At 39.0% G+C, this 24,209-nt stretch carries 23 protein-coding genes; 10 read left to right on the top strand and 13 right to left on the bottom strand.

Going from position 1 to position 24,209, the window contains the following annotated elements; translation table 11 throughout:
- Window positions 1–68 precede the first annotated feature (68 nt).
- Complete coding sequence (locus ACM03V_RS18230; protein ID WP_414622219.1) at window positions 69–1,343, top strand: murein transglycosylase A; 1,275 nt, start codon at window positions 69–71, stop codon at window positions 1,341–1,343.
- A 338-nt stretch (window positions 1,344–1,681) separates the two neighbouring features.
- Entirely contained in the window at window positions 1,682–2,128 is a 447-nt protein-coding gene (locus ACM03V_RS18225) for a PIN domain-containing protein (RefSeq protein ID WP_414622218.1), read from the top strand.
- A 306-nt stretch (window positions 2,129–2,434) separates the two neighbouring features.
- Here ACM03V_RS18225 and ACM03V_RS18220 read toward each other — a convergent pair whose 3' ends face one another.
- The 8 genes from ACM03V_RS18220 to ACM03V_RS18185 form a co-directional block, all read right to left on the bottom strand.
- Window positions 2,435–2,911: a hypothetical protein gene (locus ACM03V_RS18220; RefSeq protein ID WP_414622217.1), complete on the bottom strand. Its 477-nt coding sequence runs from the start codon at window positions 2,909–2,911 to the stop codon at window positions 2,435–2,437.
- Between the two features lie 489 nt (window positions 2,912–3,400).
- Window positions 3,401–3,799 (bottom strand): hypothetical protein, encoded by a 399-nt coding sequence (locus ACM03V_RS18215; protein ID WP_414622216.1) that lies wholly within the window; start codon window positions 3,797–3,799, stop codon window positions 3,401–3,403.
- A 14-nt stretch (window positions 3,800–3,813) separates the two neighbouring features.
- Window positions 3,814–4,146 carry a hypothetical protein gene (locus tag ACM03V_RS18210; RefSeq protein ID WP_414622215.1) on the bottom strand — a complete coding sequence of 111 codons (333 nt, stop codon included), beginning with the start codon at window positions 4,144–4,146 and terminating at the stop codon, window positions 3,814–3,816.
- Between the two features lie 127 nt (window positions 4,147–4,273).
- Window positions 4,274–4,615 carry a hypothetical protein gene (locus tag ACM03V_RS18205; RefSeq protein ID WP_414622214.1) on the bottom strand — a complete coding sequence of 114 codons (342 nt, stop codon included), beginning with the start codon at window positions 4,613–4,615 and terminating at the stop codon, window positions 4,274–4,276.
- A gap of 104 nt (window positions 4,616–4,719) precedes the next feature.
- Window positions 4,720–5,094 (bottom strand): hypothetical protein, encoded by a 375-nt coding sequence (locus tag ACM03V_RS18200; RefSeq protein ID WP_414622213.1) that lies wholly within the window; start codon window positions 5,092–5,094, stop codon window positions 4,720–4,722.
- A 70-nt stretch (window positions 5,095–5,164) separates the two neighbouring features.
- Window positions 5,165–5,569, bottom strand: coding sequence for a hypothetical protein (locus tag ACM03V_RS18195; protein ID WP_414622212.1), 405 nt, complete (start codon window positions 5,567–5,569; stop codon window positions 5,165–5,167).
- 165 nt (window positions 5,570–5,734) lie between these two features.
- Complete coding sequence (locus ACM03V_RS18190) at window positions 5,735–6,139, bottom strand: hypothetical protein (RefSeq protein ID WP_414622211.1); 405 nt, start codon at window positions 6,137–6,139, stop codon at window positions 5,735–5,737.
- A 147-nt stretch (window positions 6,140–6,286) separates the two neighbouring features.
- The gene (locus ACM03V_RS18185; RefSeq protein WP_414622210.1) at window positions 6,287–6,691 is read right to left on the bottom strand and encodes a hypothetical protein; all 405 of its coding nucleotides are present in this window, start codon (window positions 6,689–6,691) and stop codon (window positions 6,287–6,289) included.
- 400 nt (window positions 6,692–7,091) lie between these two features.
- On the opposite strand from ACM03V_RS18185, the gene ACM03V_RS18180 reads away from it, so the two are divergent.
- Window positions 7,092–7,424 (top strand): helix-turn-helix transcriptional regulator, encoded by a 333-nt coding sequence (locus ACM03V_RS18180; RefSeq protein ID WP_414622250.1) that lies wholly within the window; start codon window positions 7,092–7,094, stop codon window positions 7,422–7,424.
- Window positions 7,425–7,431: 7 nt separating this feature from the next.
- Here ACM03V_RS18180 and ACM03V_RS18175 read toward each other — a convergent pair whose 3' ends face one another.
- Window positions 7,432–8,109, bottom strand: coding sequence for a polysaccharide deacetylase family protein (locus ACM03V_RS18175; protein ID WP_414622209.1), 678 nt, complete (start codon window positions 8,107–8,109; stop codon window positions 7,432–7,434).
- Between the two features lie 260 nt (window positions 8,110–8,369).
- Between ACM03V_RS18175 and ACM03V_RS18170 the strand changes: the two genes are divergently transcribed.
- The 3 genes from ACM03V_RS18170 to ACM03V_RS18160 all read left to right on the top strand — a co-directional run bounded on the left by ACM03V_RS18170 (window position 8,370) and on the right by ACM03V_RS18160 (window position 11,898).
- Window positions 8,370–9,215: an RnfABCDGE type electron transport complex subunit D gene (locus ACM03V_RS18170; protein WP_414622208.1), complete on the top strand. Its 846-nt coding sequence runs from the start codon at window positions 8,370–8,372 to the stop codon at window positions 9,213–9,215.
- Window positions 9,216–9,230: 15 nt separating this feature from the next.
- A complete protein-coding gene (locus ACM03V_RS18165; RefSeq protein WP_414622207.1) occupies window positions 9,231–10,598 on the top strand; it encodes a DUF2330 domain-containing protein in 1,368 nt (455 codons plus the stop codon).
- Window positions 10,599–10,776: 178 nt separating this feature from the next.
- Window positions 10,777–11,898, top strand: a complete 1,122-nt coding sequence (locus ACM03V_RS18160; RefSeq protein WP_414622206.1) for an ankyrin repeat domain-containing protein — start codon at window positions 10,777–10,779, stop codon at window positions 11,896–11,898.
- Between the two features lie 377 nt (window positions 11,899–12,275).
- Here the strand turns inward: ACM03V_RS18160 and ACM03V_RS18155 are convergent, their stop codons facing one another.
- Both ACM03V_RS18155 and asnB read right to left on the bottom strand, forming a co-directional pair.
- A complete protein-coding gene (locus ACM03V_RS18155) occupies window positions 12,276–13,547 on the bottom strand; it encodes a class I SAM-dependent methyltransferase (protein ID WP_414622205.1) in 1,272 nt (423 codons plus the stop codon).
- Window positions 13,548–13,809: 262 nt separating this feature from the next.
- Window positions 13,810–15,312: an asparagine synthase B gene (asnB, locus tag ACM03V_RS18150; protein ID WP_414622204.1), complete on the bottom strand. Its 1,503-nt coding sequence runs from the start codon at window positions 15,310–15,312 to the stop codon at window positions 13,810–13,812.
- 801 nt (window positions 15,313–16,113) lie between these two features.
- On the opposite strand from asnB, the gene ACM03V_RS18145 reads away from it, so the two are divergent.
- Window positions 16,114–16,539 carry a hypothetical protein gene (locus tag ACM03V_RS18145; protein WP_414622203.1) on the top strand — a complete coding sequence of 142 codons (426 nt, stop codon included), beginning with the start codon at window positions 16,114–16,116 and terminating at the stop codon, window positions 16,537–16,539.
- A 194-nt stretch (window positions 16,540–16,733) separates the two neighbouring features.
- Here the strand turns inward: ACM03V_RS18145 and ACM03V_RS18140 are convergent, their stop codons facing one another.
- Complete coding sequence (locus ACM03V_RS18140) at window positions 16,734–17,834, bottom strand: calcium/sodium antiporter (RefSeq protein ID WP_414622202.1); 1,101 nt, start codon at window positions 17,832–17,834, stop codon at window positions 16,734–16,736.
- Window positions 17,835–18,357: 523 nt separating this feature from the next.
- On the opposite strand from ACM03V_RS18140, the gene ACM03V_RS18135 reads away from it, so the two are divergent.
- Window positions 18,358–20,490: a single-stranded-DNA-specific exonuclease RecJ gene (locus ACM03V_RS18135; protein ID WP_414622201.1), complete on the top strand. Its 2,133-nt coding sequence runs from the start codon at window positions 18,358–18,360 to the stop codon at window positions 20,488–20,490.
- Window positions 20,491–20,568: 78 nt separating this feature from the next.
- Here the strand turns inward: ACM03V_RS18135 and psb30 are convergent, their stop codons facing one another.
- Window positions 20,569–20,688: a photosystem II reaction center protein Ycf12/Psb30 gene (psb30, locus tag ACM03V_RS18130; protein ID WP_414622200.1), complete on the bottom strand. Its 120-nt coding sequence runs from the start codon at window positions 20,686–20,688 to the stop codon at window positions 20,569–20,571.
- Window positions 20,689–20,981: 293 nt separating this feature from the next.
- On the opposite strand from psb30, the gene ACM03V_RS18125 reads away from it, so the two are divergent.
- Together ACM03V_RS18125 and ACM03V_RS18120 are read left to right on the top strand one after the other, a co-directional pair.
- Window positions 20,982–21,332 carry a YkgJ family cysteine cluster protein gene (locus ACM03V_RS18125; RefSeq protein WP_414622199.1) on the top strand — a complete coding sequence of 117 codons (351 nt, stop codon included), beginning with the start codon at window positions 20,982–20,984 and terminating at the stop codon, window positions 21,330–21,332.
- A 329-nt stretch (window positions 21,333–21,661) separates the two neighbouring features.
- On the top strand, window positions 21,662–24,115 hold the full coding sequence (locus ACM03V_RS18120) for an ATP-dependent Clp protease ATP-binding subunit (protein ID WP_414622198.1): 2,454 nt from the start codon (window positions 21,662–21,664) through the stop codon (window positions 24,113–24,115).
- Window positions 24,116–24,209 lie beyond the last annotated feature (94 nt).

Genomic DNA, 24,209 nt, shown 5'->3' with positions numbered 1-24,209 from the left:
CAAAATCTTATTAAATCATAGATTCTTGCAACTGTGGTTTAGAATAAGTTTGATTTTGAGATTTACAAATGAAAAAGTCACTTGCGATAATTCCAGTCGCTTTACCAGTACTCGCTTTATTAATAACCGTTAGCCCTCTCGGACGTTTATTACTTAGTCCTTTAGAGTGTCAATTAAAGAGATGGCAATTACCAGTATCGATTAAAACTCCAAAACCAGAAATACCGCCATTAATTGCAACAAAAAAACCGCCTTTCCCGTGTTGTGAAGGTGATACTTCTTGCTTTGATGAGCAAATCTGGGGAGAAAGTAGTCAGCAAGCGGATAAAAAAATTCTTATTAATTCTATAGATAATAGTTTGCGATATTTACAAACCAATTCTGCCAAGAAGACGTATGAAAGATATAACAAAGATAAAGTACCCGGAATCAGTAGAGAAAGAGTAATCCAGAGTTTACAAAGGTTTCGTCAATTGCTGCTGTCATCAAAATCCGCAGCAGAATTAAATCAAGCTGTTGCCGAAGAGTTTGTTTTTTATCAGTCGGTAGGCAACGATCAAAAAGGAAAAGTCTTATTTACCGCTTATTTTGAGCCGCTTTATATAGCTAGTCGCGAACAAACAGCAGAATACCGCTATCCTATTTATGCTATACCACCCGATCTAAAAGAGTGGCAAAGACCTCATCCCACACGTTTGGATTTAGAAGGTGCTGATGGTTTGCAAGGTGGAGAAGGAAAATTAAAGGGTTTAGAATTATTTTGGTTTAAATCCCGTCTCGAACCATACCTGATGCAAATTCAAGGTTCAGCTAAACTGCGACTGCTCGATGGTACTCAAACCAGCGTAGGTTTTGCGGGAAATGTCGCTCATAACTACCAAAGCATCGGAAAAGCTTTAATTGATGACGGTGAATTACCATCGAGTGGTGTCACCATGCCGACAATTTTAGAATACTTTGAAAAAGACCCGAAAAAATTAGACGTTTACATTCCTCGCGACCCCAGTTTTGTATTTTTCCAGGAAAATAAAGGTGCCCCAGCACAAGGTTCTATCCAAGTGGGATTAAGCCCCGAACGTTCAATTGCTACAGATAAATCCTTGATGCCTCCCGGAGCATTAGCCTTGATACGCGGTCATTTTCCCTTTGCCGCAGACAACGGCGATCTGAAACACCGTACTGTCAGCCGTTATGTTTTAGACCAAGATGCAGGTGGTGCGATCAAAACTGCGGGTAGAGTTGATTACTTCCTGGGAACCGGAAAAATTGCAGGCGATCGCGCTGGGGTAACAGTCACCAATGGACAGCTTTATTATCTGCTACTTAAGGATAAATCATTATAAATCATCTACTTTGAGATAGATATTATTAAATTAATAATAGTTAATTGAGTCGTGATTTTTATCAGTTGTATTGAATAAAAAATATGGAACTACTTATTTTATTTGTCGTCAAATAAAAAGTGTTTATTGACAGACCATAATCTATTAGTTTTGTCAATAGATTTATATTGCTATTTATTTTAAAGATAAGAAAATATTTTTAGTTAAATAATTTGTAGAAATCAGAAAAACTGTGAGAGCAATTTGTATATACAACTATTCATGCTGTAAAACATGAGAATATAAAGTTTAAAGTCTCACTTACAGCAATATATAACGCTTTATCGGGGAGATTAAAAGTGATTAGGATTTTAGTTGATGCTGACCTAATTTTGGAAGCTTTAATGAATCGTAATACCGTAACAGATGTTAGAGAATTGTTAGATAAAGTAAACCCTTGGATTCAAATGTATATAACAGATGTTGGATGGGAAAAAATATACACTTATCTCAATCATTTACAAAGTAAGAAAGTTACTGAAATGGTAATTAATTGGTTGGAAGAAAAAATTAAAGTTTGTTCCGTAAACCAAGATATTTTACAGCAAGCACGTTTATCACCGATTAAAGATTTTGAATCTGCTGTTGAATTTATCTGTGCTAGCTATCAGCAACTAGATGCAATTGTCACTCATAAACACGATAATTTTGCGGAAGCAGCAGATAAATTCTGGGTTTGGTCTATAGCAGAATTATGGATACGTGCTAATTTGGAAACTCAACTGCAAACTGCCGAGTGCCCATAGTTTCTTCTAAGGTATTAGTAGAAAAATTAGACGATTTCAAGCGCTCTAAGCGGATAGAATAGAATTCAATTTGAAGACAGCAACAATATTAAGTTACCCTCCATGATTTTCTTTTGAGTTTCAAGAATTGCTGTAACATTAGTAAACGAGACATTCTCCTGCTTACGATCCTCCGTTCGTTCCAATTGAAGAATAATCCTTAGATAAACCGCTACATCAGAAAATAAGAAAGCATTTACCTCAGTAGAAATAAGGATTATAGGCTTCAATAACTAATATTATTCCCTATTCCCTATTCCCTGTTCTCTATTCCCTAACAGAAACCTCTAATTGGTAATTTAATATACCATTACCGCTAGTTTGCTGAGTAACATTGCTATTCGGAGCATTAAATTCAACTTTTATCGGAGATATACCAGGAGAATAGCTTGCAGATATTTGCACTTTATGCTCTCCTACCGATAAATAACGGGATAAATCAATTTCAGTTTTTTGATTGCTCAGGTTTTTAACAACTTTTCCATTGACAATTATTTTGCCATTTAACTGAGTTGCCGAAGTTTCAATTTTAAGAATATGTGGTTGAGATAGATTCGCAGCATTTAAACTAACTTTGCCGCGTTGATATCCGGAAGAATTGCTGGTAAAGGTGGTAAAACTATTTGAATTACTATTCATCATATTATTGTTATTGTTGGGATTATTAGCAAAATTACTTGCAAAGGCTACGGAAACCGAAATTAAAGCAAGCGCAGTGCATATGATATAAATTATTTTTTTCATAAAATTTTTTCAACGATCAATTTTAAATTATTAGTCACAATACTATTATTGAAACGAATTTATTTTTATAGGTTCGTAGTAAGTAGGTGAGTACAAATAAATATAATACGCTTGGTCATTGCGAGGAACGAAGCAATCCCAGTCACTGCGGTTGCTTCGTTCCTCCTCGCAATGACATCTTACATTTAATTATGCCTACCTACTTACCTTAATTACTCCTTAATAATTGGTGCGTGACGGCAACATCAAATGATTTCGTTATCCCTGAAATTTATCTTAGCCGTTATACATCCTACAAACTACAAAATAAATAATTCTTATAAATTCCAGGACTTAATAGCGCCCCCCTTTTTTAAGGGGGGTTGGGGGGATCTAAAGAAGGTGAAATACTAGTTTTATCGTTCAACTTGCGTAAGTCCTAAATTCTTCTTAAACAGACAAAAGTCCCCCACTAAGGGGACAATAATTAAGCTTTATTTCAAAAAAATCTTACCGTCTAAAAGAAGGAGGCGTAGGTTTTTTTGGCTTTTTCACGTGTACGGGAACATCTACTTTAATACCGATATTATTAGTATCAACACCAGTACGACGATTTGGATCTCCATCAAGTCGTTGCCTGCTACTTCGTGTTTGTTCGCAGTCAGAAGAATTGCAAACTTGAGTTGATGTAGAAACCCCAGTAGTGCCAACGGTACCTTTACAATTTTCGCCAAATTCTTGAGTTACATCGTTTCTTTGTTGTCCTTTTGGTGAATCATCGATTGACACTTGGACGTTAACATCAATAGCGTTACATCCCGCTAATGCTTTATTGCTTAAAGAAGGAATAAATATTGAAGAAACAGTAGTTAGCGAAAATAAACTTAGAGAAAGTAATTTCAGCTTCATAGTTGCATCCTTGATTATTGACAGGTTGTTGTGCTGGTGCGAGCGTAAGAACGATTGTTACCAGAACCACTTTTACGAGTGCTGCGGTAAGTTGTGCAATTACTTCTTTGCTTTATGGTTTGGCGGTAGACGCTACGTGAAGGAATGCGAATTGCAGAACCACGATTAACGCGACGACGGTACAATCTTCTTCTACGACTATTTCTGATTTTTATGTCACCGTTGCGATTGATTGTTACCCTAGAATTACCGTTTTGAACTTTAATATTTCCGGCTGTCGCAATTTCAGCAGGTAATATCATTAGTACGGATAATGCCAGAATTGAAATCGTTTGTTTAGCGGACATGGCTGTGTACCTTTAGTAATAGAAAAAACCGATTTTAGTAACTAAGAAAATCGGCAAAATCAGAATTAGGTAACACCCGTTCTCAAACCGCAGACTGTTTGAAACTAAAAAAGATATTTTAGTAACATTAGTAACAGTAGTGAGAACCTAAAATAAGTTGACGCTGAATGTTTACTTGATCGGCATTTTGGTTAACAAAACCACCATCAACAGCAACAGCATTTTGGTCAATCCGCTGATTTGAATGCTGTGACTGGGAATCTGTACCACATCTGCGGTTGCGGGGACCTATTCTTTCTTGACGCTGAATGCTTACCTGTTTACCTTTTTGAATAACTCGACTACCAGAACCTATTACAGTAGCTTCTTGGTTTGTCTCTTGAGTAGCTCCTTGTCCTGCAAATGCTGCGCTTGGTGCAACGATAAAAGCAGCAGCTAGTAAACCCAGCGTAGAAATTTTCTTGATCATTTTTATAACCCTTATTAGTGTTGCCTGTTGTGTGTTGTAGTAATTAGATGGAAATCTTGCCCCCCTTCCCTTGCAGAGAAGGGGTTGGGGGTTAGGTCTTAATCTTAACGATAGCAACCAGTGCTAGATACTACGACTTGATTTTGTTCGCTGACGTTAGTGGTTGCTTGAGCATTGTCAGAATAATCTATAGCACCACCAGTCTGAGCCGATGCTTGAGTAGAAGCTTGTGACTGAGTGCTATAGCTACCGGGACAGTTACGACCAAAACGCTTGAAAGCATTCTGCTGACGTAATTTAACTTGCTCTTGAATACTCAAAGCTTCTCCACTTTGAGCATTTACACTACCACCGATCGCCCTACCTTGCTGAGTATTAATTTGTACGTTTTCTTGTCTTTGAGAATCAGCAAACGCCGTACCGGGAGCAATCATTAAACCAGCAGCCAATAAACCGAAAGCTGTATATTTGTTTAGCATTTTTAAAACCTCAAAAATTTATAATTGGTTATCAGTTGTCAGTTAACTGACAACTGATAACAGTTAACTGTTACCGGCAAGTACGACTATTAGTAGCAGTTTGTCTTTGATCGCTAACGCTGCTACCAGATTGAGCATTGTCAGAATAATCTACAGCCACACCGTTTTGAGCGGTTCCTTGAGAAGAATTTTGGGATTGTCCGTTGTAGCTACCACCGCAGTAGCTAGGGCGACTGGGACGACCGAAGCCACCGTGATAACCGCCGCTACGACCAACTTTTTCGCGAGTTTTCTGAATCTGCTCTTGTACGTTAAGAGATTCAGAACTCTGAGCGTTTACACTGCCATCAATTGCTGTACCATTTTGAACTGTTTGTTGGTTGCTATTTTGAGATTGATTGTTAGCTAAAGCCGCACCAGGTGCAACCATCAAAGCAGCAGCCAATAAACCGAAACCTAAAGTCTTGTTAAACATTCTATTAACCTCGTTGTAATTGTGTTGTTGTGTTGTTGTATTCTTGAATCAATTCCGGAATTGCACAGTTCAATGAACAATTATCAATTAATTAATCTTCCACACTTTAGCGGGTGAAAACTTTTCATTGTTCATTGTTCATTGTTCACTGATAACTGTTCACTGTTACCTGCAAGCACGGGTGTTAGAAGCAGTTTGTCTTTGATCGCTAACGCTGCTACTAGATTGAGCATTGTCAGAATGGTTTACAGCCACACCATTTTGAGCGCTGCCCTGAGACGAATTTTGTGCTTGTGCGTTATTGCTACCACCGCAGTAGCTAGGACGACTGTAACCACCGTAACGACCGTGATAACCACCGCTACGACCAACTTGTTCGCGAGTTTTCTGAATCTGCTCTTGTACGTTGAGGGTTTCAGAACTCTGAGCGTTTACACTACCGTTGATTGCGGTACCATTTTGAACTGTATGTTGATTGCTATTCTGAGTTTGCACATCAGCCAAAGCCGCACCAGGTGCAATCATCAAACCAGCAGCCAATAAACCAAAACCAAAAGACTTCTTAAACATTCTATTAACCTCGTTGTAATTGTGTTGTGTGTTGTTGTGTTGTTGAATCGAAATGGCATTGCACAGATAAACAGTTTTAGCTTTTTTATCAATTACCAGTGATTGTTAACTGCTCACTGATAACTGATAACTGCTCACTGTTAACTATTATGGGCAAGCGCGGCTAGTTGCAGCAGTCTGCTTCTGGTCGCTAACGCTGCTGTTGGATTGTCCATTAACTGAACCGTCGAAAGCTTGACCAATCTGAGCGCTGCCCTGAGACGAATTTTGGGACTGTCCATTATAGCTACCACCGCAATAGCTAGGACGAATGGGACGACGGCCATGACCAAAATTACCACCGCGACTACCTACTTTGTCGCGAGTTTTCTGAATTTGCTCTTGCACGTTAAGGGTTTCAGAACTCTGAGCGTTGGTGCTGCCGTATTCTGCGGTGCCATCTTGAACTGTTTGTTGATTGCTATTTTGAGATTGAGAATCAGCGAAAGCCGCGCCAGGTGCAACCATCAAACCAGCAGCTAATAAACCGAAAGCCGCATACTTCTTCAACATTTTATAAACCTCGTGTAATAGTATTGTGTGTTGTGTCGAATAAGAGTGTGTTGTTACCCAGATTAAATCCGTTCTTTAAAGTTTCAGTGGGTGTTTGTTAAGAACCCTTATTGAATTTTTAAAGATTGTATTTTTCTCTTGCGGTATATATGGGGCTACAGAATTGAATTTGTTTATTCCGGATTTCTCCGAATTTTTTTTTGAAATAGATATTATGATTGTCAGTTACCAGTTAGCAACTAAGAACTAGCAACTAACCAGTAAGAGCATTTAAATCTCTATATGTAAATACTTTACCCAAAGAACTTAAGGGTGTCAAGTCTTTGGGTAAAAAAGTTGGGCGTTAGAATTTTTTTGATGTTACGATGTACGGCTATAGATGACAACAGCGCTTGTAATTGTGAAACCGAAACCAAAACCAAGGATAGCTTTTCTTCGTGAAAAGGCTGGTTTAACCCAGCTTGAACTGTCTCGTCTCGTAGGCGTGACAGAAAGTACCATTCAAAACTGGGAGAGTGGTAGAACGGGTACAGATCACATTCAAAGAATAATAAAGTTCTGTAAAGCTCTTGATTGCAAAGTAGAAGATTTGATTGAACTCAACCAAAGTGAGGTTGCAAAAGAAGCATCAACAAAACCTGCTTCATTGCAAGAAATACATAATTTACTAGGTACCGATGAAGAAGAAGCGGAGCAATCAGTGAACAGTGAGCAGTCAACAGTGAACAATTAATTGATAATTACTCACTGGTCACTGATTGCCATAGAGTATCTATAGTCACGAATGAATATCCCCGATCTAACAATCGAGGGATAATAATGTGTGCTGTTTCTGCTACGTTTTGTCCGCCACAAACGCCGTCGTGCAATACGATCAAAGAGCCATTTTCTAGATTATTCATAACTCTATCTACAACTTTCGGTACTCCCGGATTTACCCAATCTTCCGGTACAACACTCCACATTACAGGACGGTAATTCCACCGATCAAAGAATTCTAGCGTTTGAGGAGTAAATAAACCATTTGGCGGTCGAATATCGCGTACTTTTTCTGGTGGTAAATTACAAGCGTAGTGAATAGCTGCTTGAGTTTTTTCTAAACTTTGCTTGAGTTCGGTTGGCGAAAGTAGGGGAAAATTATGATGGGAATAGCCATGTAACCCAATCCAATGTCCGCGAGAATAAACTTGTTTGGCTATATGCGGCGCACGTTCGACACAAGCACCTAACCAAAAAAAACTCGCTGGGATTTGATAACGATCTAAAACTTTGAGTAATTGCGGCGTATATTGCGGATGGGGGCCATCATCAAAAGTGAGAGCGATGGTTTTGGAATTGGGATTACCCCTCCAAAGACATTTAGGAAAACTTGATTTAAGAATTGGGTATAAAAGCGGGAATAAAGGATAAAGCTGCATTTTTGGTAGGGAGTAGGGAATGGGGAATGGGGAATAGGGAACTTTTCCTCGTTACAAGGCTCTGCTTTGTAATGCGTAACAACAGGCTCTGCCTCTTGATTTTACTGGAGGCAGAGCCTCCGGAAGGGCATTCCCAGCCAGAGTCTGGGAACGAGTAATGCCGCGTAATTCCGTAACAAATTCTGTAACCATCTAACCAATTTTCATATTCATCGTTTAGATTGGAATAACTTTAGGAGTAATCCCGGAATAAACGGGTGATGTTGTTTAAAGATATACGAGACTATCAAATACTTTATCTTTCTCTATTCCTTATTTTAGGTATAGGTACGAGAGATTGGACGCTGCGACCATCGATGATTTTAGTTGCGATTGTTACTAGCTTGCTTACGCAATCACTTTTGACATTCATCGTAAATCATTGGTCAAAAGCAGACGACAAAGAAAATAAAGAACATTTTGAACATAAAACAAATATTCGCAGTCCTTTAATTACATCCTTGGGAATCAGTTTACTTTTACGAGCTGATTATCCCACGACAATGTTTTTTGCTGCTGCAATGGCGATCGCCAGTAAGTTTGTTTTCAAGTTCGAGGATAAACATTTTTTCAATCCCGCTAATTTCGGAATTATTTCTGCATTAGTACTAACCCCTGACGCTTGGGTTTCTCCAGGACAATGGGGAGAAGACTGGTGGTATGCATTTCTATTTATAGGTACTGGCGGGATGATTTTGCACCGTATCGGACGTTGGGACACAACAGCAGCATTTTTGGGGTTTTACGCTTTATTAGAGGCTGTGCGTAATTTATGGCTGGATTGGACGTGGGATGTTTACCTGCATCGCTTGATGAGTGGTTCATTACTGCTGTTTGCCTTGTTCATGGTAACTGACCCCCGTTCCATCCCCAATTCCCGGACTGGAAGATTAACATGGGCAGCCTGCATTGCCCTAGTTACATTTATTTTGCAAAACAACTTTTATCTTCCCACAGCAGTATTTTGGGCATTATTTGCCCTAGCACCGTTAACGGTTCTATTTGACCAGGTTTGGAAAGCATCACGGTTTTCGTGGAGCAATGGACAACTAACCACTAACAACTAACAACTAACAACTCTTATGAGACTATTTCGCGCATTAATTTCAGTATTGTTAGCTTTTGTCATCTTGATTGGCTTTACTCCTTCAGCTTTGGCTTTTTGCGGTTTTTATGTTGCCAAGGCGGATTCAAAGCTGTATAACAAGGCTTCTCAGGTGGTAATTGCTCGTAAGGATAATCGCACAGTATTAACTATGGCGAATGATTATCAGGGTGATGTTAAAGATTTTGCGATGGTTGTTCCCGTACCTACCGTATTAAAAGAACAACAGGTAATCGTAGCCAAACCTAAAATAATCGAACGTTTGGATGCTTTTAGCGCTCCGCGATTGGTTGAATATTTTGATGAAGATCCTTGTGCGTCTGTTATGTATGACAGAGCATTAGAAAGTAGAGCTATGCCTTCAGCACCAACAGCAAATCAACCAATAAAAAGAAGTAGCAGCAGTTTGGGTGTGACGGTGGAAGCGCAGTTTAATGTCGGTGAATACGATATTGTTATCCTCAGCGCCAAGGAATCCACAGGTTTGGAAAGATGGCTGCGCGGTAACGGTTATAAAATTCCTAGAGGTGCCAAACAGTTACTAAATCCTTATATTCGTCAACAGATGAAATTCTTTGTTGCCAAAGTTAATTTAGAAAAGTTTGACAAAAAAGGATATCAAAAACTTCGTCCTTTACAAATTTCCTACGAATCCCCTAAATTCATGTTGCCGATTCGTTTGGGAATGGTTAACTCAACATCCGAACAAGATTTAATTGCTTATATTCTTTCACCAAAAGGACAAGCGGAACTGACTAACTACCGCACGGCAAAAATTCCCTCTAACGTTAATATTCCGGTTTATGTCAAAGAAGAATTTGGCGACTTTTATAAATCGATGTTCCAAACTTCCTATACAAAAGAAGACAAAAAGGTTGCATTCTTAGAATACGCTTGGGACATGGGCAATTGCGACCCTTGTTCTGCCGATCCGCTTAATCGAGAAGAACTTAAAGATGCTGGCGTATTTTGGTTAGATGATAATTCTTCTAATGAAATTGCACCTCCCGGTTTCCGTCGTCCACCTTCTAGCAACGTGTTTGTAACTCGTTTGCACGTCCGCTATACCCGCGATAAGTTCCCCGAAGATTTGATGTTTCAGGAAACTTCCAACCGCGACAATTTTCAAGGACGTTACGTTTTACAACACGCTTTTACTGGTAAAGCTGACTGTAACGCTGGCAGACAATATAAAAGGACTTTGAGAAAACGGTTGGAAACAGAAGCGCAAACTTTGGCTAAATTAACTAACTGGAATATTCAAGATATTCGCCAAAAGATGAAGCTTGATGGAGAAGCAAGTATTTCGTTATGGCAAAGTTTTCTTTCCTGGTTCGGAATTTAGAATCAGTTATCAACGATCAATTATCAATTATCAGTAAATTGTTCATTGATAATTGTTCATTGATAATTATTTTGTTCCTAGAAACGTACAGTATAAAAAGTGTATATTCATTTATTAATTTAATTCGTTTTAAAGCTATATTTTAGATGTATTCCTTGAATCTATCTAAAAAATATACATGAAATTTATTTCTGCTATTTTCCTAACATCGCTATCGGTTATTTCAATTGTATCTACTCCTACAAAATCTTTATCTCAATCATCAACAATTTGCCAGCAATTAATGTTCGCAAAGTTAGATGAAGTTAAAAAGCTTATACAAAATGGTGGTAATCCAAATCAGGTATGCGATTTTGGTTCTCGTAAGTTTCCTTTACTTCATTCTGTTGTTGCCAGCAATGACGTTAATTTGGCAAAATTATTAATTGCTAAAGGTGCCAATATTAAAGTTAGAGATTCTCAAGGAAATACTACATTACATCATATTGCTGGCTCTACAGAATTAGCAAAGCTGTTAATTGATGGTGGTATTGATGTTAATGCTAAGAATAACGCGAATATTACTCCTATACATAATCTCTACAATCAATTAACTAAGGAAGTTGCTGAATTATTAATAGCCAAAGGAGCAAATGTTAATGCCAGAAGCAAAGAACTTCTTACACCTTTGCATTTAGCACTTCAGCAGGATATAGCAGAACTACTCATAAATAAAGGTGCGGATGTCAATGCTCGTTCTAATCAAAATTTCACACCGTTACATTATGCTACTTCACGTCCAAATGTAGCTAAACTACTAATTAATCGTGGTGCCGATTTTAATATTATCAACGATCGAGGAGTAGCCGTAATCAATGACCCAGATTTGAAACCGGAAATATTACAATTATTGATTGCAAAGGGTGCAAATGTTAATTTCAAAACTCCTGATGGTAAAACACCCCTACACCACCATGCTCTTAACCAAGAATTAACAAAAATACTTATTGCTAAAGGTGCAAATATCAAGAATACGGACAATTTGGGTAGAACCCCTTTACACTACGCGATGAAACAATCTGGAATGCTGCTAGTAGCGGCAGGTGCAGATATTAACGCAAGGGATAACGCCGGTAGAACTCCAATACATACTGCTGTTCTCGCAGAAAACTACTTTCCTTACGATCTAGTTGAATTTTTAATCACTCGAAAAGCAAAAGTTAATATTCGAGATAATCAAGGAAAAACACCACTAAATCTAGCTTTAGCAAAAGGCGATGAGGTGATGATAAAGTTGTTAAAACGTTCTTGTGGAATCTAAATTTTAAAATATCTTAATTAATTTCATTAATTGAACTGACTTTATGCTATATCAAGTAATTAGAGGTTTTTTTATCTTTGACTATTTGCCAATTTCCCGATCAATTATTAAAAAAAAAGAAGCCGTAGGGGCATTTTAAGCCCCCGATGAAGGCACTTTTTGACTTTAAATCATTTACAACGCTTGTCTAAGTTGTTAATTGAAGCGTCCATAATAATTCGACATTCAATAAAATGACGCTTTTGAAACATTTAGACTATATAGAACCAAATAACCATCCACCAAGCACAAAAACGTTTCCTATGGATATGGATTGTTATTTAAGTCTATTTCCAATTTGAAACAGTAATTCGATTTCCGTTGTTACGATTTATGATTTAGCGGCGAAATTCGTATATCGCGAGCAAACCATGAGAAGTTCCTAAGCCTTGTTGGAAGTTCCATTCTAGGTTTCGCAATAGGTAAGCTAGCTGGGGTTCAATTAAGTTAGCTCTTGGATCGTCAAAGTGCAAATTCGGGGCTTGATGAATCAGACGACGTAAAATGCGAATGCTATCTAAAACAATCGGTGGATGCTCAATTGGTGGTTCTGAAAGTAGTTTTTCAGGTTTTCGCCACATATCTAAGCTTTCCATGCAGCCGTAGACTAAGGCATTCCAAGCAGATTGTAAGTTTTGGTAAAAGCGATTGATGTGAGGGTGCTTGGGATGAGGCTGATAGTCAAAAATTAATGTGCTTAAATCAGTGCGTACATCCTGAGCGTGTAAAGAGTTGATAGCACTTCTAAGTGGGGAAGCTTCGGGGTTAAATTCAGCAGTATCTGTATGACGACCTACTAAAATAGAGCGATCGCACAAATGGAATTCTCCGACTTTCACATTCATTTTTTCGGCAATTACTCTTAAAAAGCGGTCGAGTTCTTCTCCACCCCAGTAACGAATGGGAAATCTCTCAACCGAGTCAGTATTTCGTTTGTCTGGAGGATAAAGATAAGACATCGAGTAAGTCTGCATATCGCTTTTTCCTTGAACTTCTCCCCAATAGCAGGGCCATTCATAGGAATAACGACCGAGCAAATCGGCGACAAAAATAGCGCGATCGCCCATATTCTGACAAATATCTGCAACTAAACGACCGAGACTATCGTCAGAGAGGTGAGACAAAGATCCATATGATGAGTAATAAAGATCGAAGGGAGCAACGCCTGATTCGATAGGAAGTCCCTCGTCTAAATCTGCCACCATGAATTGGGTTTGGTCGTGGTGAGCGTGAATACTCTCAGCTTTGCCTATCATTGCAGGGCTGATATCGACTCCTTTGTAAAATTCAATATCCGAACCATTCATGAGTGAACTGAATTGAGCATCTAAAGTCGGACTTGTACGGGGCAAAGTAGTCAGAATATTCCAGCCTTCTCCCGCACCGCATCCAAGATCCATGATGCGAATTCCACGATCTTCGGCTCGCTTTCTTTCAAGCAAACGCCGAATAGGAGGGCTAAGGACATAACGGGTATAACGGTCTTCCCAATACTGCCGCACGCTATCGCATTTACTACCTAGACCTAGTAATTTGCTGTCGTAGGCTCCAACTTCAACTGCTTTTGCATAGTTGTTTAATACGTTGTTCAATACAGTATGTTGATTCATATGCCCTATAGAAAGAATTTCTATCAAGAGAGAATTCAAACTCATTCTCTCACAGGCTATACCCTATACAAAATCCTCTAAGATGTTCCTGGGGGTAATTTCACCGTTTTACAACCGATCTACTTAGTTGCTGCAACCTGTTTTGATACTGATCTATACGTATTTTAGTTCATTAAAATATTTTTTACGTCCAGCGGCTAAATGTTCCGCTGGACAAGACTTTCCGGCATTACAAACAACTATTAAATCAGGCTATGAACTTTTATACAGGACGTTCTGACCAACGAGCCACATTACTTGATACAACCTCAGAATTTTCAAACACATCTATAAAAATGTTGTGATAAAAACATTCTTCTGGCGATCGCAATTTTATTTGGGGGTGTTTTGCTTGGTATTCTCTTGCTTGAGCTTCGGTCATTTTGTGGGAAAGTAGTTCTTCGAGCATATCTACAGTTCCACTTCCTTCGTCAAACTGCTCTTTCTTTCTCCAGACGATTTCCGAGGGCAGCATATCCTCAAAAGCTTTGCGTAAAATCCATTTTTCTACTAAGGGTTCTCCAACTAATTTCAAATTAGCGGGGATTTGTTGACCTAACTCAATCATGTTTAAGTCCAAAAATGGCACTCTTCCTTCAATAGCGTGTGCCATTGTCATGCGATCGACTCGCTGTAAATTAATATTGTGCAAGCTCGAAACCGAGCGACGCAATTCTTTATGCAGCACATCTTCGTCGGGAATATCCTTGTAATAGGTATAGCCTGCAAATAACTCGTCCGCACCTTCTCCCGTTAGGATGACTTTGACATACTCGGCGGCCATGCGAGAAGTAAAATAACAAGGAATGGCGCTGCGAACCAAATCTTGGTCAAAAGATTCTAAATAATAAATAATTTCGGGAAGTTTGGCGTTTACTTCTTCAGGTGTAATTACGTATTCATGGTGAATTGTTCCTAAATGAGCGCTAACCTTCCTAGCGGCTTCTAAATCGCGACTGTCACCAATACCAACGCTAAAAGTATGTAGCTCTTGCTGATGCTGCTTGGCAACTGCTGCAATAATACTGCTATCAAGTCCGCCAGAGAGAAAAGCCCCCAAAGGTACATCGCTCATCAAGCGCTTAATTACAGATTCTTCTACTGTTTTGCGTACTCGGGCAATTAAAGCTTCTACATCAATATTGGTATCCGGGTATAAATCGGGAACGCTATAAAAAGTAGAAAAACCTTTATCCGAATGATAGTAACTACCGGGGGGAAACTCCTTGACATTTTTGCAATGTTGAGAAATTGCCTTTAATTCAGAAGCGAACACCCAAGCTCCCTCTATTTCCCCATAGTACAAAGGCTTGATACCAATTGGATCGCGAGCTACTAATAAATTATCTCCATCAGCTATAGCAAATGCGTACATTCCATCAAGTTCTTTTATAGCTGAAACTCCCCTATCTTCGTAAAGTCTGAGAATTGCTTCGCTATCGCTACTAGTTACAAAATCGCTTTGCTTTTGTAGATTAGAACGTAATTGAGAAAAATTATAAATTTCGCCATTCGCGATAATTGCACGAGTAGGCACTTCCCCATAAATTGGTTGATCCCCACCTTTGGGGTCCATAATGCTCAAACGGCGATGTCCCAAATTTCCAGATTGATTCGGAGAAACATACAATCCTTCAGCATCAGGACCTCGATGAGCGATGCTATCCATCATGCTTTTTACTAAGATGGGATTAGTTTGACCCCAAATACCAGTAATTCCGCACATATTTTTTATTTCGTAATCAGGTATACATTTTACAATGTTAGCGCGTCATCTTTTGAACAAATAAAAAAATCAAAGAAAACGAGATATTAAAAATCATCAAAGCCAAATATTTGTAGATATTATTTTTACATCTTTCTTATTGTTTGTTGTCGTATTCACTTAAAAAAGTTCTATTGTGAATTTTATATTAAAATTTATTCTTATGTATCTAACTATTATAATCAAAGGTATAAAAACAATAATAAATCGTGAAGATACTACAACAATAGTATAGGTTGCAACCTATCAAAAATATTTTTCAGTAAGTCTTGACAGCATTATTAATATAAAAGCTATAAAAATAACTCTTAGCTAAATTGTTTATTAAATACCAAAACGCAAATATTTTATTTTCCGATAAAAATTGCTAGATACTAAAGAATAAAGCTGAAAATTGACATTTTTTAGGCTATGTCTTGATGATTTCTAATTTATTCCAAATAAAAATGTTACTTCATTTACGTAACCCAACATCAGTACGTAGGTTGTAGGTTGGGTTAGACACCTATAGAAATAACAAGGCAACAAAGATATCAGTTAATCGTGTCGTAACCCAACATCAGTACGTAGTACTTCACCACATTAATTTTGCGGGGTAAATCATTGTTCGTAGGCTAGACGGCGCTACTACAAACCTTTATGACTCATCTCAGCAGAGAAAAAGTATTATTAAGCACAAAAAGACTACCCAAAACAATTAAGCTGATGTTACCCTGAAGTATTCAAATTTACATAATTATACTTCTACCAGTTAAGTCAGCCATGTCAAAATTATTATCTGCAAGCTTAATAACAACAGCCCTATTATTGGGATTTAACGAAAACCCAAGAAGTGGGATCGCCGGAACCTGTGCTTCCCAATGCGGTGCAAAACCACTTCAATTTACACCAGGTAGACGCATCCGATTAGAAGTAATAAACAAAACACCAAATTTAATTTATATAGAGAAACCACAAGGTACCAACCCAATTGCTTTACGACCCGGACAGCAAGTACGATTAGAACAAGGAGATGGTACGCAACCAAATATATCTGTAATTTTCTGGAACGAAAACGGATTATCTCTAAAAGCCAACCTTTCCAAACCCAACTTTGCAACCTTACAAGTCGAATTACGTCCCGAATGGCGCATCGGTGGCGATAGAGGTATTTATGTAAAAGATGATGGGCGCGTACAGTTGCTTTAACAGAGTTAGGAGTTAGGAGTTGGTATTGGGAGCCGGAAAGCTCCCTAGAATTTCGCTACATAACTTTTACGAAGTCATCATAGTTCATTCAAATTTTTAAACCCAGCGTTTTTTATTTAATTCTGCCTGGCTACTTAACTACGCACAATAATATTAATATTTTGTACGTCATATTTTTAATCAGCAACGCCCAATTAAGAAGAACTTTCTCTTCTTTTTCTAGCTGCTCGTTTCTCTTGAATAGTAATAACAATCAAGGTAATAGCAGTTAGGGGTAAAACAAACCAAAGCATTATATCTATGTAGGTAGATAAAACGTCGCGATTCTTAGTGTAGTATAAAACAAGATATCCTGTATAAGCTACGTAATAAAATAAAAATAATACTCCCTCCCAACGATCGATTCGTCTCCCAGAATAAAAAATAGGCAGACAGGCAAAGGCAACGGCGATCGCCACTGGAATATCAAATTGAATTGCTTCTATAGTAACTGGAATACCTTCTGGTGCAACTATTCCTGAAACTCCAAGAACCGCTAAAATATTAAAAATATTACTACCTAAAACATTGCCGACTGCAATATCTCTTTCTCCTCGCAAGCTAGCGACAACAGAGGTAGCAAGTTCTGGTAAAGATGTTCCCATAGCAACAATTGTTAAGCCGATAATTAGTTCACTTAATCCCAAGCTTCTGGCTATGGCGATCGCCGAGTCTACCAACCAGCGAGAACCTAATACCAACAACCCCAAACCACCAACAACAAAAACTAGATTTTTGAGCCAAATTAACCGTGTGCTTGCTTCTGAATTACTGTACTCTCTAGCAAATTCATCATCTTCTGAATTATTGGGATCATTTTTTTGTTTGCTACTTTGATAGATTAAAGACAAAGTATAGGCTATCCCACCAGCAAACAAAATAATACTATCAACTCGACCTAGTTGCCCATCTAAACTAAATAATAAGAGCAACAAGGACACCCCGATCATAATTGGTACATCAGACCTAATTAATTGCCGACTCACAATTAAAGGAGCAACCAAAGCAGATATACCAAGAATAAATAAAACGTTGAAAATATTACTGCCGACTACATTACCGATGGCAATATCTGTTTGTCCTGCAAAACTCGACATAATACTAACCGCCATTTCTGGTGCGCTTGTACCATAAGCGACAACAGTTAATCCTATAATTAAAGGAGGAATTCCTAAAATAGCACCAATGCGAGATGCACCTTTGACCAGAAATTCAGCACCGATTACCAGCAATACTAGTCCTGCTATTAAGAACACAAAAGTTGTTGGGGTCATAAATAAACAAATATAAGTTAATTTAATTATTAATTAGAATACCAATTCCGATTATCTTTAACAATTAAGCGCCATCGGAAGACAATCGCTGGGTAGTAATGGCTGATTCGATACCTTCTCAACACGAACTACTTTAGGTACTTGATTATTGATGTTAGCCACAACCATTCCTCTCTACATGATGCCTCACTTACAATTAAATCATGGGTAAAGTTGGGTAACGTTTGGTAAAGTTGGTCAAGCTTTTAGCTAGCTAATGCTAACCCCGGTTTATTGATTTATCGCTATCTATAGATAAACCGGGTTTTTATTGCAAGAATATACATTTTGATTTGAATTTTTAATTTGTGCAAGTATTTGTGCAAGTAACATATTTTAGGCTAAAACAGGAATTTTAAAGTTGATAACTTTAATCACAATGTCTTTAACCATCTTGAAAGTGTTGTCGCATTCGTAGGTTAATTAAAATATCCTACTTTCTCCTAACTCCTAACTAAATCGACCTATGCTAGACGAAATCAAACCTACATCTTCCCGCGATCGACGTTTACCATTACAGCGTTGGCAAATTTATCCTCAAAAAATTGAATTAGCGCAAAAACTCGCACGGGTGAATAATATGTCACCTTTAATTAATCAGTTATTAATCAATCGCGGCTTTGATTTACCCGATACCGCAGAAATATTTTTAAATCCACAATCGTTAAGTTTACCGGAACCGTTAGATGAATTTCCAGATTTAGCAATGAGTGTAGAATTGCTGCAAAATGCGATCGCAACTCAAGAAAAAATAGCTATTTGTGGCGATTACGATGCTGATGGGATGACTAGCACCGCTTTACTTTTACGGAGTTTGCGGACTTTTGGCGCTGATGTCGATTATGCTATCCCCAGTCGGATGCACGAAGGTTATGGGATTAACAAGCGAATTATTGAAGAGTTTCATGATGAAGGTGTAGGAATTATTCTGACTGTAGATAATGGTATTTCCGCATTTGAACCCATTGCTAGAGCCAAGGAATTAGGATTAAAAACAATTATTACAGACCATCACGATATTCCCCAAAAATTACCTCCTGCTGACGCGATTTTAAATCCTAAATTACTACCGGAATCGTCGGTTTATCGCGGTGTTGCTGGTGTCGGTGTAGCCTATATTTTGGCGATGTCTCTAGCAGAAAAATTGGGTAGAGCCGAAGAGATATCGGATACGATGTTAGAATTATTTGCCCTGGGAACAATTGCAGATTTGGCTCCGTTAGTGGGGGTTAACCGTACCTGGGTAAAACGCGGTTTACGGTTATTACCCAAATCTCAATTAGCAGGAATACAAGCATTAATTCAAATGGCTGGCGTACAAGCCTTGGGAAGTCAAGAAGCAGGCAATAACTTTCTAAATCCAAAATCTAAAAGAAACGCATCCGTTGTTAAAATCCAAAATCCAAAAGAAACGCATCCGTTGTTAAAATCCCTCAAACCTGATGATATTGGTTTTCGTTTGGGGCCGCGAATTAATGCTATTGGTAGAATTGGCGACCCCCAAATTATTATAGAATTATTAACTACTGACGATGTAGGGATAGCACTCGAACGCGCAATGCAGTGTGAAGCGACTAATGCACGTCGTCGGGAGATGTGCGAGGAAATTGAAAAACAAGCTATTGCATTAGTAGAAGCCGAATACGTCGCTTCTTTAAAAGATGACAGAGTATTAGTTATAGTTCAACCAAACTGGCATCATGGGGTAATTGGTATTGTTGCCTCGCGGTTGCTAGAACGTTACGGGGTGCCGGTATTTATCGGTACTTATGAAGATGATAACCATATTCGGGGTTCGGCGCGGGGAATTCCCGAATTTAATGTATTTGACGCTTTGCAATATTGCGATGACTTACTGGGTAAATACGGAGGACATAAAGCAGCAGGGGGATTTTCTTTACCAGCAGAAAACTTAGAAGCAGTGCGTCAACGTTTGAGCGAGTTTGCCTGCTCATGTCTCGAACTCCAACACCTCAAACCCTTACTTAAAATTGACACTTTAGCTAATCTCAATGAAGTGAATCGAGAACTTTACCAACAAATTAACGCTTTAGAACCCTGCGGAATTGAAAACCCGAATCCGGTTTTTTGGACTCCCAACGTTAAAGTACTCGAACAGCAAATCGTTGGCAAAGGGCATATTAAGTTTGCAGTTGGTCAAACGGTTAACGGTCAACAGTATAAAATCAAAGGTATAGCTTGGAGATGGCGCGATTATTTTCCTTTACCGACGCGAGTAGATATTGCCTACAAGCTTAAAGAAAACAACTTTAACGGCAATACTTCTATCGAGTTAGAAGTAATAGGAGTTAGACTGCCAACAGATTCTCCTAACTTTTTTACTTACGACAATCAACCCGTTAGAACCACATTTGAATACGGCGATCGCCAATATATTTGCGGCATCTATCAAAAAGGTTCGTCAGCAGAATTAAGAATTAAAAGTCCTGAAAACAAAATTTTAGCCGTTCAATCGGGACAGGATACAGGTTTACTAGGAATCAGTCGCGAACAAGCCCAAAAGGTTGATATATCTCAACCACCTTACTGCGATATTATTCAAGCTGCTTTGAAAGCCTTAGAAGGAGTTAGGAGTTAGGAGTGAAGAGTTAACAATTTTTAACCTTTAACCTTAAAAAGGAGTCACGAGGCAAACTCATAACTCCATTAAAAAGCGTTACATATCGCCACCACGAAATGCTAATACAGCGATTACCGCAGGTCCAGCTAACATAATTAGCGCTACAGAGCCGAGCTGTAAAATAACTTCCCAATTGATATTGGCTAAAGCTTCCATATCATTCTCCCAGTTGCCTTAAAAAAATTGAATAAAAAGAATAATCTTTCCTGGATATAGATCGTATCCGAAAATTAGCGCCAAATTTTAATTTACTTAACAAAATTATAGAAAAAGAGATAAAAAATGAAAAAACGCAAAATGATTTTAAGATGAATGAGTATTTTGCATTACCATTTTTTACAGAAACGCGGTGGATGGTAAACACAATCAATCAATTCTTTAACATTCGCCCATTTCCATATCTTTTAAAATATCTCGTAGCTTTTTTAACTTAAACAAAAACGGAAACAATGGCAACTTGGCAATGTGTAAAGCGGTGTGGAGCCTGCTGTTATCTCGAACCAGCAGAGCGTCCCGAAATAGACGAATATTTGACTCCGGAAGAATTAGAAAAATATCTCAGTATGGTAGGGGCTGATGGATGGTGCATAAATTACGACCATGAGAAAAGAGAATGCAGTATTTATGCTGAGCGTCCGCGCTTTTGCCGTGTAGAGCCAAAAGTATTTAAAGATTTATTTGATATCGAACCCGAAGAATTAAACGACTTTGCCATCGAATGCTGTCACCAGCAGATAGAATCAGTATATGGCGATCGCAGTTTTGAAATGATGCGATTTAACAAAGCAATTGGGATATGAATGGGCATTGGGAATTGGGCATTGAGCATTGGAAATTGGGCATTGGTAATGGGTAATTGGGAATTAGTAATAGGGCATTAACAGTATTCATAACTAGTTAAATATGATTATTTATAACTCCTAACTCCTCCCCCTCTCCCCATCCCCATCTCCCCCTCTCCCCCTCCCAAAAAAACGGACGGCAACTACACCTAATACCTTACGGCTCTCCCCACTGCCGATGCGTGTGAAATAAAGATACATTATCCTTAAGAAAAGTAGACAAATGTTTAGAAAAAAGTGAATTTAATTTCACTGTTAACCGTTCAGCGAGGGAGCAAGAACCCATTATGTTTGAACACTTTACTTCCGAAGCAATTAAAGTAGTTATGCTCGCCCAGGAGGAGGCACGTCGCCTGGGGCACAATTTTGTAGGCACGGAACAAATTCTCTTGGGATTGCTGGGAGAAGACACGGGTGTTGCTGCTAAAGTGCTGACGGACATGGGTGTAACTCTTAGAGATGCACGCCGCGAAGTCGAAAAAATTATTGGTAGAGGTTCTGGTTTTGTTCCACCAGAAATTCCTTTTACTCCTAAAGTTAAAACTCTATTTGAGCAGTCTTTTAAGGAAGCTCGCTCTCTTGGACATAATTATATTGGTACGGAACACCTGCTTCTTGGTTTAACCGAAGCTGGTGAAGGTGTTGCTGCTAAAGTATTACAAAATTTAGATGTTGATTTGAAGCAGCTTCGCACTGCCGTTATCCGCCGCTTGGGTGAAGTCGCATCTGTCGGCGCTGGCGTTGGCGGTGGTAGCACCAGACGCAACCAAATGGCAACTTTAGAAGAATTTGGTAGAAATCTTACTAAGCTAGCAGCAGAGGGCAAATTAGACCCTGTAGTTGGTCGTGAAAAGGAAATTGAGCGTACCGTTCAAGTTCTGGGACGACGCACCAAAAATAACCCCGTTTTAATTGGCGAACCGGGAGTTGGTAAAACTGCGATCGCCGAAGGTTTGGCTAGTCGAATTTTTAATAACGATGTACCCGATATCTTGCAGGATAAGCAGGTTATCAGCCTTGATATGGGCTTAGTGGTAGCAGGTACTCGTTTCCGTGGTGATTTTGAAGAACGTCTGAAGAAAATCATGGAGGAAATCCGCTCTGCGGGTAATATCGTCCTCGTGATAGATGAAATTCATACTTTAGTTGGTGCGGGTGGTATGGAAGGCGGTATGGATGCCGCTAATATCCTGAAGCCAGCATTAGCCAGAGGAGAACTCCAGTGTATTGGAGCCACCACTCTTGACGAGTATCGCAAGCACATCGAGCGCGACGCAGCCTTAGAACGTCGTTTCCAGCCAATTAAGATTGGCGAACCTTCAGTAGACGAAACGATTGAAATTTTACAGGGATTGCGCGGTGCTTACGAGCAGCATCACAATTTAACAATATCTGACGAAGCATTAGTTGCAGCCGCTCAACTTTCCGATAGATATATCCAAGACCGCTTTTTGCCGGATAAAGCTATCGATTTAATTGATGAAGCTGGTTCTCGCGTGCGTTTAAATCATTCGATGGCTTCTACTGACCGAGATTTGAAGCGCAAAATAACAGCAATTGGCAAAGATAAAAACGAAGCGGTTAAGTTACAGAATTTTGACAAAGCTGCCGAACTCCGCGACAAAGAAATGGAGTTGGAAGTACAGCTTAAAGATGCTGTATCTGGCGAACAGATGATTAGAGCCGTTGTTGGCGAAGAAGATATCGCTCACATCGTAGCTTCTTGGACTGGCGTACCCGTCAACAAGCTGACAGAATCGGAATCTGAAGTGTTACTGCATTTAGAAGATACCCTTCACCAAAGGCTGATCGGACAAGAGCAAGCTGTTACCGCAGTATCTAAGGCAATTCGCCGCGCTCGCGTCGGTTTGAAGAATCCAGATCGTCCAATTGCTAGCTTTATTTTCTCAGGGCCTACGGGAGTTGGTAAAACAGAATTAGCAAAATCCTTGGCTTCATACTTCTTCGGTTCTGAAGAAAACATGATTCGCTTGGATATGTCCGAATTCATGGAACGTCATACCGTCAGCAAACTAATCGGTTCACCTCCGGGTTTTGTCGGATACGACGAAGGCGGACAATTAACCGAAGCAGTGCGCCGCAAGCCTTACACGGTATTGCTATTCGACGAAATCGAAAAAGCGCACCCCGACATATTTAATATGTTGCTGCAAATGTTGGATGAAGGTCATCTTACCGACGCTAAAGGTAGGAAAGTAGACTTCAAGAATACTTTGATTATCTTGACTTCCAATATTGGCTCCCGAGTAATTGAAAAAGGTGGTGGTGGTTTAGGCTTCAACGTAGAAGACGAAGCAGAAGCTAACTACAACCGCATCAAAACCTTGGTTAACGAAGAACTCAAAAATTACTTTCGTCCCGAGTTCCTCAACCGTCTAGATGAAGTTATTGTCTTTACTCAGCTTCAGAAAGACGAAATCAAGGAAATCGCCGAAATCTTGCTCAAAGAAGTTACTGCTCGCTTAGTTGAAAAAGAAATTACCTTGCAAATCAGCGAAAGCTTCAAAGACTTAGTAGTGCAAGAAGGATACAACCCCAGCTACGGTGCCAGACCACTACGTAGAGCAATAATGAACCTCTTAGAAGATTCATTAGCAGAAGCAATGCTCTCAGGTCAAATTGGCGCAGGCGATACAGCAGTTATTGACGTTGACGACGACGGAAAAGTCAAAGTTGTTAAAGTGGAGAAATCCGAACTAGAATTTGCCAATGTCAGCTAAAAGTTATACCAAAATAATTTTTAGTGGTAACATACTGATACGACCCCCTTGTAAAAATAGAAACTTCTATATTTCCAGCGAACGGGTTTTCAGC

Source organism: Calothrix sp. CCY 0018 (genome assembly GCF_963920925.1).
Lineage (GTDB): Bacteria > Cyanobacteriota > Cyanobacteriia > Cyanobacteriales > Nostocaceae > Rivularia.
This window is presented reverse-complemented; position numbering and strand designations above follow the sequence as displayed.